At 69.9% G+C, this 12,707-nt stretch carries 11 protein-coding genes and 1 tRNA gene; 8 read left to right on the top strand and 4 right to left on the bottom strand.

The window, feature by feature from the left end; translation table 11 throughout:
* Nucleotides 1-116 precede the first annotated feature (116 nt).
* Nucleotides 117-800 carry a DUF461 domain-containing protein gene (locus tag ACIP8W_RS18365; RefSeq protein ID WP_401956259.1) on the bottom strand — a complete coding sequence of 228 codons (684 nt, stop codon included), beginning with the start codon at nucleotides 798-800 and terminating at the stop codon, nucleotides 117-119.
* Between the two features lie 636 nt (nucleotides 801-1,436).
* On the opposite strand from ACIP8W_RS18365, the gene ACIP8W_RS18360 reads away from it, so the two are divergent.
* The 7 genes from ACIP8W_RS18360 (at nucleotide 1,437) to ACIP8W_RS18330 (ending at nucleotide 8,931) form a co-directional block, all read left to right on the top strand.
* Nucleotides 1,437-1,919 carry a CarD family transcriptional regulator gene (locus ACIP8W_RS18360; protein WP_003953493.1) on the top strand — a complete coding sequence of 161 codons (483 nt, stop codon included), beginning with the start codon at nucleotides 1,437-1,439 and terminating at the stop codon, nucleotides 1,917-1,919.
* Nucleotides 1,920-2,387: 468 nt separating this feature from the next.
* On the top strand, nucleotides 2,388-3,098 hold the full coding sequence (gene ispD / locus ACIP8W_RS18355) for a 2-C-methyl-D-erythritol 4-phosphate cytidylyltransferase (protein WP_401956318.1): 711 nt from the start codon (nucleotides 2,388-2,390) through the stop codon (nucleotides 3,096-3,098).
* Nucleotides 3,088-3,606, top strand: a complete 519-nt coding sequence (ispF, locus tag ACIP8W_RS18350) for a 2-C-methyl-D-erythritol 2,4-cyclodiphosphate synthase (RefSeq protein WP_401956258.1) — start codon at nucleotides 3,088-3,090, stop codon at nucleotides 3,604-3,606. Before ispD ends, ispF begins: the two co-directional genes overlap by 11 nt.
* Nucleotides 3,607-3,859: 253 nt before the next feature.
* Nucleotides 3,860-4,264 carry a PPOX class F420-dependent oxidoreductase gene (locus tag ACIP8W_RS18345; RefSeq protein ID WP_401956257.1) on the top strand — a complete coding sequence of 135 codons (405 nt, stop codon included), beginning with the start codon at nucleotides 3,860-3,862 and terminating at the stop codon, nucleotides 4,262-4,264.
* Nucleotides 4,265-4,428: 164 nt separating this feature from the next.
* Entirely contained in the window at nucleotides 4,429-5,829 is a 1,401-nt protein-coding gene (gene cysS, locus ACIP8W_RS18340) for a cysteine--tRNA ligase (protein ID WP_401956256.1), read from the top strand.
* Between the two features lie 207 nt (nucleotides 5,830-6,036).
* Nucleotides 6,037-6,987, top strand: coding sequence for a 23S rRNA (guanosine(2251)-2'-O)-methyltransferase RlmB (rlmB, locus tag ACIP8W_RS18335; RefSeq protein ID WP_401956255.1), 951 nt, complete (start codon nucleotides 6,037-6,039; stop codon nucleotides 6,985-6,987).
* Nucleotides 6,988-7,170: 183 nt separating this feature from the next.
* A complete protein-coding gene (locus ACIP8W_RS18330; protein WP_402203671.1) occupies nucleotides 7,171-8,931 on the top strand; it encodes a DoxX family membrane protein in 1,761 nt (586 codons plus the stop codon).
* Between the two features lie 81 nt (nucleotides 8,932-9,012).
* Here ACIP8W_RS18330 and ACIP8W_RS18325 read toward each other — a convergent pair whose 3' ends face one another.
* The 3 genes from ACIP8W_RS18325 to ACIP8W_RS18315 all read right to left on the bottom strand — a co-directional run bounded on the left by ACIP8W_RS18325 (nucleotide 9,013) and on the right by ACIP8W_RS18315 (nucleotide 11,704).
* On the bottom strand, nucleotides 9,013-9,732 hold the full coding sequence (locus ACIP8W_RS18325) for an NDP-sugar synthase (protein WP_401956253.1): 720 nt from the start codon (nucleotides 9,730-9,732) through the stop codon (nucleotides 9,013-9,015).
* Between the two features lie 92 nt (nucleotides 9,733-9,824).
* The gene (locus ACIP8W_RS18320) at nucleotides 9,825-10,247 is read right to left on the bottom strand and encodes a hypothetical protein (RefSeq protein WP_401956252.1); all 423 of its coding nucleotides are present in this window, start codon (nucleotides 10,245-10,247) and stop codon (nucleotides 9,825-9,827) included.
* A gap of 335 nt (nucleotides 10,248-10,582) precedes the next feature.
* Nucleotides 10,583-11,704 (bottom strand): ABC transporter ATP-binding protein, encoded by a 1,122-nt coding sequence (locus tag ACIP8W_RS18315; protein WP_401956251.1) that lies wholly within the window; start codon nucleotides 11,702-11,704, stop codon nucleotides 10,583-10,585.
* A 201-nt stretch (nucleotides 11,705-11,905) separates the two neighbouring features.
* On the opposite strand from ACIP8W_RS18315, the gene ACIP8W_RS18310 reads away from it, so the two are divergent.
* Nucleotides 11,906-11,979: transfer RNA gene (locus ACIP8W_RS18310), tRNA-Thr, on the top strand.
* Nucleotides 11,980-12,707 lie beyond the last annotated feature (728 nt).

The following is a 12,707-nucleotide window of genomic DNA, read 5'->3' as shown; positions in this document are numbered from 1 at the left end:
CGGCCCGGCCCCACATGGCCGGGCGCGGAGTCCCGGCCCTCGGCGAAACGCGGCCAGGACGGGCGAATGGCCCGTCCTGGAGTTCGGCGTGCGCGTACGTACGCCGGCGGTACGCGTCAGTGCGCCGCGTCCACCGACCCGGTTCCCGCGGAGCCCGCGTCCACCGCCCCGGTGCCCGCCGCGGCGTCGCCGACGGGTGCGCCGTCCTGCGTGTGGGGCTGGCCGGCCCCGGCGGCGGGCGACTCGGACGCGGCCGGCTTCTTCGCGGCCGGGCTCTGGACCGGCGGCGTGCTCGGGCCGACGCCCTCGTAGTAGCCGCGCGAGGGGAAGACGAAGGCGCGCAGACCGACGTCACCGGTCTCGCTGAACGAGAACACGATCTGCTGCGCGTCACCGTTCTTCGCGGTCTCGTCACCCTTGTCGATCACGGCGGAGGCGTTGTCCTTGCCGCCGAGCTGGATCGAGCCCTGCGCGGGCACGGTGATCGGGCCCGAACCCTTGGCGGGGGTCAGCTTGACCGTCGCGCCGGTGCCCGGGAGCTTGATCGAGTCGAGGGTCTGGTCGGTCCTGCCGCTGTTGAAGACAGTGCCGGTGACGACCGCGGGACCCGAAGCGTCGGCCTCGGGCCGGGTGATCACCGTCGCGTTCTGGATGCTGATGTCACCGACCGAGGTGGCGGCGTTGTCCGGCTTCACGCCGAGCGTCTGCGCGTCGTTCCCGGCGCCACACGCGGTGAGCGGGGCGAGCGAGAACACGAGGGCGGTAGCGGCGAGGGCGCCGCGTCGAAGGCTGCGGCTCACGGCGGCGGCATCTCCTAGGACGTACGGACGGAGGGCTTTTTCTGACGGTCTTCGGTACGGCTCGGTACGACGGTGGTGCGGGCTTCGGTACGGCAAGGGCACGTCAGCGGCTTCAGGTTACCGAGCCACTGTCGGCGCCCCGCACCCGACCCGCCCCCAGCGGCCACCGGCCCTCGCGGTGGTCCCGATGCCACGTGTGGGATCACGCTGTTTAGCGCTCCGTTCACAAAACATCCGGTGATCAATTCCAGCGGCCGCGTTGGATTCCTTACGAATACCGCGGCACTTGCCGCAGTGATCAAATTCGGATTCCCTCACACTTCTGCTGTACTTCCGCCGTGCTTCTGTTCGTACGGCTGGCCGACACTCGAACGAAGTGCGAGAAGTTCGGCGTTCAGAACCCGGCAAATCGGGACGTTCATCCTCTCCGGGGGCGCTCGCGCGGTGGGTGGCGTACGCGTTTCTGTGCGCCCGCGCAGCCGCTCCGACCTGCGAATACCCCGTTCCGGAAGCCGCTCGAAGCACGTTCCTGGCGCTGTTGTCAAGCCCCGAGATGCGCCCTGACCTGCGAAAACGTCATTCAGAAGCGGCCATTCTCGTGTTATCCTGGATAGCCACGGAAGGGGTACCTGTCACATGACGTTCAAGGTTGGCGACACCGTGGTCTATCCCCATCACGGGGCCGCGCTGATCGAGGCCATCGAAACTCGCCAGATCAAAGGCGTGGACAAGACCTACTTGGTGCTCAAGGTCGCCCAGGGCGACTTGACGGTGCGTGTACCGGCGGACAATGCGGAGTTCGTCGGCGTGCGCGATGTGGTTGGTCAGGACGGGCTGGACCGGGTCTTCGAGGTGCTCAGGGCGCCATATGCGGAAGAGCCCACGAACTGGTCCCGTCGTTACAAGGCAAATCTTGAGAAGCTCGCCTCCGGCGATGTCATCAAGGTCGCCGAGGTGGTGCGTGACCTGTGGCGCCGGGAGCGTGAGCGTGGACTCTCCGCAGGTGAGAAGCGCATGCTCGCCAAGGCGCGGCAGATTCTCGTCAGTGAGCTGGCCCTCGCGGAGAACACCAATGAAGACAAGGCCGAGGCTCTGCTCGACGAGGTCCTCGCGTCCTGAATCTCCTGCCTCCCCTGAGGCCGCGCGGTGCGTCCGCGTGGTTCGGTGAAGCGGTGAGAGCAGCAAAGGCAGTGCAGCAGTAAATGCCGTGGTGCCCGATGACCAGCTATGACGGAAGCTGTGTTGCCGGGCGCTGCGGCATGTTCGTACCCATACATGTCCAGTATTCGGACCGGCTGTCCCTGTGGCCGGGGAGGGCGTGGCCTGGGGATGGCCGGGGCAGCGCCGCTGCCCGCACGGCCGCCCCTGGTGTCGCCTGTCGCAAGTGCCTCGACCAGTGTCACGGAAGGGCCGGTCAAGGCGTCGCGCCCGGCACGTTGTGGCCATACCCATGTCGGCCGAGGAAACAAACCTGCCGGAGTGCAAGCGATGTCAGAGGAAGCCGGCCGCCCGGCCGGTCAAGCAGTCAGCGCGGGTCAAGAGGCCGGCCAGGGGGTCGGCAGGACCGGCTCCCACCGCACCGCCGCGGTGATTCCGGCGGCGGGCCGGGGCGTACGGCTCGGCCCCGGCGCGCCCAAGGCGCTCAGGGCGCTGGGCGGCACGCCGATACTCATCCACGCGGTACGCGCGATGGCCGCCTCGCGCGCCGTCTCGCTGGTCGTCGTGGTCGCACCGCCGGACGGTGCCCCCGCGGTCAAGAACCTCCTGGACGAACACGCCCTGCCCGAGCGGACCGACTATCTGGTCGTCCCGGGCGGTGAGACCCGGCAGGAGTCCGTACGGCTCGGGGTCGAGGCGCTGCCCGAGGACATCACCGCCGTGCTCGTCCATGACGCGGCGCGTCCGCTCGTACCCGTCGAGACCGTGGACTCGGTGATCGAGGCCGTGCACGACGGGGCGCCGGCCGTGGTGCCCGCGCTGCCGCTCACGGACACGGTCAAGCAGGTCGAGCCCCGGGAGAAGGGCGAGCCCGAACCGGTCGTCGCCACGCCCGAACGGGCGCTGCTGCGTGCCGTACAGACCCCGCAGGGGTTCGACCGCGAGACGCTCCAGCGCGCCCACCGCACGGTCCCGGGGGCCGGGGAGGGCGCCACGGACTGCGCCGGTATGGTCGAACGGCTCGGCGCGCCGGTGGTGGTCGTGCCGGGGCACGAGGAGGCGTTCAAGGTGACCAGGCCGCTGGATCTGGTGCTGGCCGAGGCCGTCCTCGCCCGGAGGAGGGCCAAGGATGGTTTCTGAGACACCCGGATCCGTGCCGTCGGCGCTGCCTCCGTTGCCGCAGGTCGGGATCGGTACCGATATCCACGCCTTCGAGGAGGGCCGCGAGCTGTGGTGCGCGGGGCTGCTCTGGGAGGGCGAGGGACCGGGGCTCGCCGGGCACTCCGACGCGGACGTGGTCGCGCACGCGGCCTGCAACGCGCTGTTCTCGGCCGCGGGCCTCGGGGACCTCGGCGCGCACTTCGGCACCGGCCGCCCCGAGTGGTCCGGCGCCTCGGGCATCAGCCTCCTTACGGAGGCGGCCAGGATCGTCCGCGCCGGGGGCTTCGAGATCGGCAATGTCGCGGTGCAGGTCGTCGGCGCGCGGCCCAAGATCGGCAAGCGGCGCGACGAGGCGCAGCGGATCCTCTCGGCGGCGGTCGGCGCCCCCGTCGCGGTCTCCGCCGCCACCTCGGACGGGCTGGGGTTCACCGGGCGGGGCGAGGGGCTGGCCGCCATCGCGACGGCGCTGGTGGTCCGTACCGGCTGATCATCGCCCGACTGCCCGACTGCCCGACTGCCCGACTGCCCGACTGCCCGACTGCCCGACTGCCCGACTGCCCGACTGGCCTGTCTGTCGACCTGCTGATCACTGTCGTCGCAGCAGATCACCGCTGACCGCAGCCGACCGCCGCACCGTGCCGATCGGCGCGAAATGTCCGTCGGCGGGGACGGGTTGAGGGAATATCGATCAGTATTCGTACCTCTTCGAGTAGCAGCAGGCACAGGCAGGAAGGCATCCCATGGCAGTCGCTCTCTCCGACGACCTCAAGAAGCTCCTTGACACGCCGGTCTTCGTCAACATCGCCACCATCCAGCCCGACGGCAGCCCGCAGGTCTCACCTGTCTGGGTGAAGCGCGACGGTGACGATCTGCTCATCTCCACCACGGTCGGCCGCCGCAAGGAGGAGAACCTGCGCCGTGACCCCCGGGTGACGGTCGTGGTCCAGCCCGCCGACGCCCCCTACACGTACGCGGAGATCCGCGGCACGGTGACGCTCACGACCGAGGGCGGCCAGGAGCTGATCAACGAGCTGTCCCGCAAGTACACGGGCAAGGACTACGCCGACTTCAACCCCGCCTCCGTCAAGGACGCGGAGCGCGTGGTCGTCCGTATCTCGGCCCGCAAGGTCGTCGGCAGCATCTGAGGCGTCCGAGACATCCGAGGCCCTTGGGACGGCCGGGGCGTCCGGGGTGTGCGTGCCCGAAATCCGCCGGAAGGCGGCCGGGCACGCATATAAATGTCACGCTTCGGTGTCCCCATGGCCGAAACAGTCGCAAGGCACTGCCCCGGGCGCACTACCCTTGTCGCGTGACTATTCGGCTGTACGACACCGGCGCCCGGCAGATCCGTGACTTCACCCCGCTCACGCCGGGCTGTGTCTCGATCTACCTGTGTGGCGCCACCGTGCAGGCCGCTCCGCACATCGGTCATATCCGGTCGGGACTGAACTTCGACATCATGCGCCGCTGGTTCGACCACCGCGGCTACAAGGTGACGTTCGTCAGGAACGTCACCGACATCGACGACAAGATCATCACGAAGTCCGCGGACCAGGGCCGCCCGTGGTGGTCCATCGGTTACGAGAACGAGCGCGCCTTCAACTCCGGCTATGACATTCTCGGTTGCCTGCCGCCCACCTACGAACCACGCGCGACCGGCCACATCACCGAGATGATCGAGATGATGCGCGGTCTGATCGAACGTGGGCACGCGTACGAGGCGGACGGCAACGTCTACTTCGACGTACGGTCGTTCCCCGGTTATCTGTCCCTGTCCAACCAGGACCTGGACGATCTGCGCCAGCCCTCCGGCGACGGCGAGACCGGCAAGCGCGACCCGCGCGACTTCGCGATGTGGAAGTCCGTCAAGCCCGGCGAGCCCTCCTGGGAGACGCCCTGGGGGCGCGGCCGGCCCGGCTGGCACCTGGAGTGCTCGGCGATGGCCCACAAGTACCTGGGCACGGCCTTCGACATCCACGGCGGCGGCCTCGACCTGATCTTCCCGCACCACGAGAACGAGATCGCGCAGGCCAAGGGGTACGGCGACGAGTTCGCGGCGTACTGGGTGCACAACGCCTGGGTCACCATGAGCGGCGAGAAGATGTCGAAGTCGCTCGGCAACTCGGTGCTGGTCTCCGAGATGGTCAAGCAGTGGCGTCCCATCGTGCTCCGCTACTACCTCGGCACCCCGCACTACCGCTCGATGATCGAGTACAGCGAGGACGCCCTGCGCGAGGCCGAGTCGGCGTTCGCGCGGATCGAGGGCTTCGTCCAGCGGGTCATGGAGAAGGCCGGGGGCGTCGTCGAGCCCGCCGACGAGGTGCCGCCCGCCTTCGCCGAGGCGATGGACGACGACCTGGGCGTCCCGCAGGCGCTCGCGATCATCCACACCACCGTCAGGCAGGGTAATTCCGCGCTCGCCGCCGACGACAAGGAAGCGGCCGTCGCCCGGCTCGCGGAGGTACGGGCGATGCTCGGCGTCCTCGGCCTGGACCCGCTCGACCCGCACTGGGCGGGCGAGACCGACCGCGGCGAGGATCTCCACGGGGTCGTGGACACGCTCGTACGGCTCGTGCTGGAGCAGCGCGAGGCGGCGCGCGGCCGCAAGGACTGGGGCAGCGCGGACGCGATCAGGGACCAGCTCCAGCAGACCGGTCTGGTGATCGAGGACGGTCCGTCGGGTCCGCGCTGGACGCTCGGACCGCGATGACACCGTGGCGAGTCACCGCCGGGTCACCGTCGCGACGGCGACCCGGCGACTCCCCGATGGCTCGGCGACGACCCCTCGCTGAGCCGGCCGTATGTGCCGTCCGGCCCGCCGGGCGGCACACTGGTCCGTATCCATACGTACGCTGTTACTCACATGAACGCCGCGTACGACTCGTACGCATGTCTGAAGCAACGAAACAGGTAGGTCATGGCCGGGAACAGCCAGCGCAGGAACCGCCGCACGTCCAACAAGAAGGGCGCGCAGGTCGGCAGCGGTGGCAAGCGACGCCGCGGGCTTGAGGGCAAGGGCCCGACGCCGCCCGCGTCCGCGCGCAAGGGCCATGTCCAGAACCGCGTGGCCAACGCCAAGGCCAAGCAGACCGCCCGGCGCCAGGTCGCCCGGCGCGGCGGCAAGGGCACCAGCGAGATGGTCGTCGGCCGCAACCCGGTCTTCGAGGCGCTGCGCGACGGCGTGCCCGCCTCGATGCTCTACGTACAGCAGTACATCGACAACGACGAGCGCGTCCGCGAGGCGCTCCAGCTCGCGGCCGAGCGCGGTGGCATCCACCTGATGGAGGCATCCAAGCCCGAGCTGGACCGGATGACCAATGGTCTGAACCACCAGGGCATGGTCCTCCAGGTCCCGGCGTACGAGTACGCGCACCCCGAGGACCTCGCGGCCGCCGCCTTCGACGACGGCGAGGACCCGCTGATCGTCGCGCTCGACGGCGTCACCGACCCGCGCAACCTCGGCGCGGTCGTCCGCTCCGTCTCGGCCTTCGGCGGCCACGGCGTCGTCGTACCGGAGCGGCGCGCCGCCGGGATGACCGCGGGCGCCTGGAAGTCCTCGGCCGGCGCGGCGGCCCGTACGCCCGTCGCCCGCTGCACCAACCTCACCCGCACCCTGGAGGCGTACCGCAAGGCGGGCCTCACCATCGTCGGGCTCGCGGCGGACGGCGAGGCCGAGGTCGGTGACCTCGCGCAGCTCGGCGGGCCCGTCGTGATCGTCGTCGGCAGCGAGGGCAAGGGCCTGTCGCGGCTGGTCGGCGAGACCTGCGACTTCCGCGTACGGATCCCGATGCCGGGCGGCGCCGAGTCGCTGAACGCCGGGGTCGCGGCCGGAGTGGTGCTGTACGAGGCGTCGCGCCGCCGGGTCTGATCCGCTCCGGGGGGCGGTCCTCCGCCGGTCCGACCGGCTTCTCGGGGCGGTCCGTCCGGGGTACGCGGAGTACTCCGTACGGCCGCCCGCGCCGTCCCCCGAACGGCCCTGCTTCATGATCTTGACGGGTCTCGGACATCCTCCACGTCAAGGCAGTGTCCTAACGACAAGTCACTCGGTTAGATGAGTGTGGACACCAGAACGCCCCGGCCCGGGTTCGACGATCAGCCCCCGCTGAGCATGCTCAAGGTGGACTGCGATCCCGCGCAGGTCATCGTGAACCACGCCAGCTTCCGGGTGAAGCTCGCATCGCCCCAGCGTGTCGGCGCACTACGCGCGGACACCGCACGCATCCCCGCCATGAGCGGCGCCGTCCGGGGAGGCGCGCGCCGCCGCGCCCCCGTCGTCTGGAGCGGCAAGTCCGAGCCGGGCGACCCCGGAGCGAGCGGACTCCTCCAGGCCGTACGGAACTCCTCGCTGGTGCCGGCGGGCGGCGCCCGTGTGGCGTCCGGCGCGCCCGACGTATCCGGAAGGGGATACGACACCGGCTCCACCCAGGTCATCCCCCAGCTCGGCCCCCGGTCCGGGTACGCCGACGAGAACACGATGCCGACGCCCGTCGTCGGCGGCTCCGTCCCCGGACAGGGCCCCGGCGGTCCGCGTACCGGAGCGGGCCCGCTGCTCCCGCCCATGCGCAAGGCCGTGGGAGCGTACGACCCGCCCGAGCACGAGCTGTACGACGACGAGCTGTACGAGACCGGCGGCGGCCCCGACGACCGCGCCCGCGCCGTGCGGCACGGCAACGACAGCGTCCGGCACGCCTACTACCCCGGCCGCCGGATGAACCTCGGCGTGGTGCTGCTGCCGCTCCGGATCTTCCTCGGCTTCATCTCCATCTACGCGGGCATGGGCAAGCTCTGCGACCCCGTCTACTTCGACGGCGGCGAGCGCGGCTCCATGGTCAAGTGGCTCACCTCGCTCCATCCGTGGGCGCTCGCGGAGCCGCTCAGGGAGTTCGCGCTCTCGCACCCGGTCGGCGCGGGCCTCAGCGTCGCCTTCCTCCAGATCGTCGTCGGCGTGCTCACCGTCTTCGGGCTCTGGCAGCGCGTCGCCGCGTCCTTCGGGGCGCTGCTGTCGGCGGCGCTGCTGCTCACGGTCAGCTGGCGGACCGTCCCGGCGTACGACGCGCCGGACATCATCTACCTCGCGGCCTGGTCGCCGCTGATCATCGCGGGCGCCCCGGTCTACTCCGTGGACGGCAGGCTCGCCGGTGAGGCATGGCGCACGCTCGGACCGCGCTCCGAGATCTGGGACCTGCGGCGGCGGGTGCTGCGGCGGGGCGCGCTCGTGGCCTCCGTGATCATCGGGCTCACGCTGCTGATCGGCTCCATCCTGGGCGGAGCCGTACGTTCCGCGGACCGCGTGATCGTGCCGGGCCCCGGCGTCGACCCGGTCAACCAGCTCCCGGGCATGCCGCTGCCCCAGCGGCCCGGCGGCAGCAGCAGCGCCACCACCCCGCCCGCCAGCCAGGGAACCACCGGCGGACGGCCCGCCGAGCCCTCCGCGACCCGTTCGGGCACCCCCTCGGCCCAGCAGTCCACGCCGGGCGGCGCCACCTCGGTCCCGTCGATCGGCGGCGCGACCACCGGCGCGAGCACGGGCACGGGCGCCACCACGGGCGGGACGCAGCAGCAGCCCAGCCAGACCCAGGGCACCGCCCAGGAGCCCCCGCCGGTGGCCGAGCAGGCCCCGCCGCCCTCCAGCAGCCAGGGACCGGCCTCCACGGGCGGCTCCACGGGCGCGCCGGGCTCCACGGGCGACGGCAGCGGCGGAGGCGGCACCGGCAGCGCCGACAACGGGGGGACCGCGACCGGCGGCTCGTCCTCCGGCGGCAGCGGCAGCGGCGGCGGCAACCGCAACCCGCTGGGCGGGCTGCTGGGCTGACGCCACACCCGAAGGAGGGGCTGTGCCGCTGTCCGTACCGTACGGACAGCGGCACAGCCCCTCCCGTACGTGCGGACGGGGTCAGGGGCGGGCCGTGGCGGCGAGTTCCTTCGCGGCCTCCGTCAGGTCCTTCGCGGTGTCGATGGCCCGCCAGTACGCGCCGTTCGGCAGGGGGAAGCCCGCGAGGCGGCGCTCGCGGGCCAGCCGGGGGAAGGTGCTCCGCTCGTGGTCGCCGCGGTCGGGCAGCAGCTCGACGAAGTCCGGCGAGAACACGTACACGCCCGCGTTGATCAGATAGGGCGACGGCGGTGACTCGATGAAGTCGAGGACATGGCCGAACTCATTGGTCTCGACGGCCCCCCACGGGATCCGCGGCCGGGCGAGAGCGAGCGTCGCGGTCGCGTCACGCTCGAAGTGGAACGCCGCCATCTCGCGCAGCGAGAAACGTGTCCAGATGTCGCCATTCGTGGCATACCAGGGCCGACCGGGATCCGGCAGCCCGGCGGCGGCGTGCTTGAGACCTCCGCCGCGGCCCAGGGGCTCCGACTCCACCACGGTCGTGACACGCAGGGGAAGATCCGCCGACTCCAGCCACTCCTGGAGGACTTCCGCGAGATGGCCGCACGAGATGACGGCGTCGGTCACGCCCTCCGCGGCGAGCCAGGCAAGCTGATGGCCGATGATCGGGGTCCCCGTCCCGGGGATCTCGACCATCGGCTTGGGGCGGTCATCGGTGTACGGGCGCAGCCGCGACCCCTGGCCGCCCGCGAGGACCACGGCCTGCGTCGGAAACGTATGCATGCCGTGAACGATAGGCGGACCGCTCCGGTCGGGTCGTACCAGGTCGGACAGGTCGTACGGGATCAGGCGGGTCGTACCGGACCGGTCGGGGGTCAGCTGGTCGCGGCCTGCTGGGAGACGCCGTACGCGAACGAGGTGTCGCAGACGGGGCGGGAGAAGGACTGGGCGCGGGTGGGGCCGTAGCTGGCCACGGCGGCCCGTCCGAGGGCCCGCGCGATCGAGATGCAGTGCTTGGCGAGCGAGGGGCGCTCCTCGACCTCGCGCTGGAGATGGGTCAGGGCGATCCCGGGATCCTTCTCCTGAAGCTCCACGAGCAGCTTGTCGCGCAGGATCTCCTGGGGTGCGCGGGGCTTGGCCTGCACCGAGGCGGTGTCCGAGGAGGCGGTGAGGACCTGCGACTCGGTGGTACTGGTCGCCCACGGAACACGGGCGACCGCGAGGGTCCCGGAGAGCACCAGGACGACGGGCAGAACGAAGGCGAGGGATCGGCCGATACGGCGGGCAGTGTGGGTCACGCAGGCGAGCGTAGCGGGCGGTAATGATTTGGCGACCTTTAGTCACCCACGCGAGGGAAGGTTCGAAGGGTCTTTTCGAATTACGTGTTGACGGACACTGTCCGAAATGGCCCGTCTGCCGGGGTATTTGGAGGGGTACGGAAACGGCCCCGCACCGGAGTGCGGGGCCGTGCGGACGAATTCGGGCCGGGACGCGGTGCGGGCGCGTCCGTAAACCTCGTTCTCCGCCCTGCTTGCTCGCGCGCGAGCGGATCAACTCATGAGCGGACCAGCTTGTATGCGGAACGGCTCGTGTGTGGAACGGGCTCGTGTGCGGAACGGCTCGTGTGAGCGGATCAGTCGGTGAGGCGCTCGCCGGTCGAGGTGGAGAAGACGTGCGTCTCGCCGGCGCGCGGCAGGACGTACAGCGTGGAGCCCTTCTCCGGCACGGCGCGGCCGTTGACGCGGACGACGATCTCCTTCCGCTCCTTGTCCAACTCGGCGGTGCCGTAGACGTAACCGTCGGCACCCAGCTCCTCGACAACGTTCACCGTGACGGCCAGACCGGCCGGGGCGTCCTTGGAGAGGGCGCCCGAGCCGCTCTCCTCGGCGAGGTCGAAGTGCTCCGGGCGGACACCGACCGTGACGGTCTTGTCACCCTTCGCCGACGCGGCGGCGAGCGCTTCGCGGGAGACCGGCACCACGCTGTTGCCGAACTTCACACCGCCGTCGGTGATCGGCACCTCGACCAGGTTCATGGCGGGGGAGCCGATGAAGCCGGCGACGAAGAGGTTCTTCGGGCGGTCGTACATGTTGCGCGGCGAGTCGACCTGCTGGAGCAGCCCGTCCTTGAGGACCGCGACCCGGTCGCCCATGGTCATGGCCTCGACCTGGTCGTGGGTGACGTACACCGTCGTGATGCCCAGGCGGCGCTGGAGCGACGCGATCTGCGTACGGGTGGAGACGCGGAGCTTGGCGTCGAGGTTCGACAGCGGCTCGTCCATGAGGAACACCTGTGGCTCACGCACGATGGCGCGGCCCATCGCGACACGCTGGCGCTGACCACCGGAGAGCGCCTTCGGCTTGCGGTCCAGGTACTCCGTGAGGTCGAGGATCTTGCCGGCCTCCTCGACCTTCTTGCGGATCTCCGCCTTGTTCACACCGGCGATCTTGAGCGCGAAGCCCATGTTGTCGGCGACGGTCATGTGCGGGTACAGCGCGTAGTTCTGGAACACCATCGCGATGTCCCGATCCTTCGGCGGCAGGTGCGTGACATCACGGTCACCGATGAGGATCGCACCGCCATTGACGTCCTCGAGCCCGGCGAGCATGCGCAGGGAGGTCGACTTACCGCAACCGGAAGGACCGACGAGGACGAGGAACTCACCGTCCGCTACATCAAGCTCAAGCTGGTCGACAGCGGGCTTCGTGGACCCCGGGTAGACGCGGGTGGCCTTGTCGAACTGAACAGTCGCCATGACGATGTGTCCCCTCACCGGCAGGAACGTGCCGGACGATCCGAGTAAGGAATGGTTCTCCCGCGAAGCGCGGAAGATGGGTCTAGTCCACCTGGGTGAACTGAAGGTGACGGTACCCCCCGTTTTGCGATCTGTCAGCAGTCCGGGCGGGATGAAAATCTGGCGAAGCGACGATCGGGGACCGTTACACTTCTCGGGCACGCCTCCTTAGCTCAGTTGGCCAGAGCAACGCACTTGTAATGCGTAGGTCATCGGTTCGAATCCGATAGGGGGCTCGGTGAAGCCCCAGGTCAGATAGGTTCTGACCTGGGGCTTCTTGTTTGATTGACCTTGGAATTCGGGCCAATCGGACAGGTGTGGTCCATGTGTCGCAATGCGTGGGTCTGGGGGTTTGCGGCCGTGGTGATTCTGCCCTCACGCGCCTGTGACCTGGTCTTTTGCCCCTTGCCGTCGATCTCTCTCAGGCTGTTCGGATTGGCGTGGTGGCCATGTGGCGGCCGAGCGTGCAGCCACCGTGCGGACCGGCTGCCGGCCAACCGAGGAATTGGTGGTGGACACCGGAGCGAAGGTTGTGGCATCCCGACCACTTGCCTGCGGGGCTTGCTGCGGAAGGTTCCCTCCGCCTCACCCCGGATCCATGGGCTTCGGCCCGAGGCTGTCATAGGTTTTGGCGGCGGACAGGCCGACGGCCAGGGGGAGTCTCACCGCGTGCGACAGGACGTGTATCCCGGAACCCGGCCTGCCCCGGTCCACGGGCCTGTGAGTTCGCCCCCCTTTCCGCCCGCACGTAGGCGGAGTCGAGGATCACGCGGGAGAGACCGGGCAGGCCGTACTCGTCGATCCTGTCAATGACAGCATGCCCAATCAGCGCTGTGACCAGCGGCGCGACCCGTTCGGTGGACGTGCGTGGACGTCGGTGGAACAAGATCGGACGACTCGTCATGCGTAGGTCTCGGGTCCGAATTCCGAAGGCGGCTCTTGGAACCCCAGGTCAGGCTTTTGA

The sequence above is a fragment of the Streptomyces sp. NPDC088554 genome (assembly GCF_044752945.1).
GTDB lineage: Bacteria > Actinomycetota > Actinomycetes > Streptomycetales > Streptomycetaceae > Streptomyces.
This window is presented reverse-complemented; position numbering and strand designations above follow the sequence as displayed.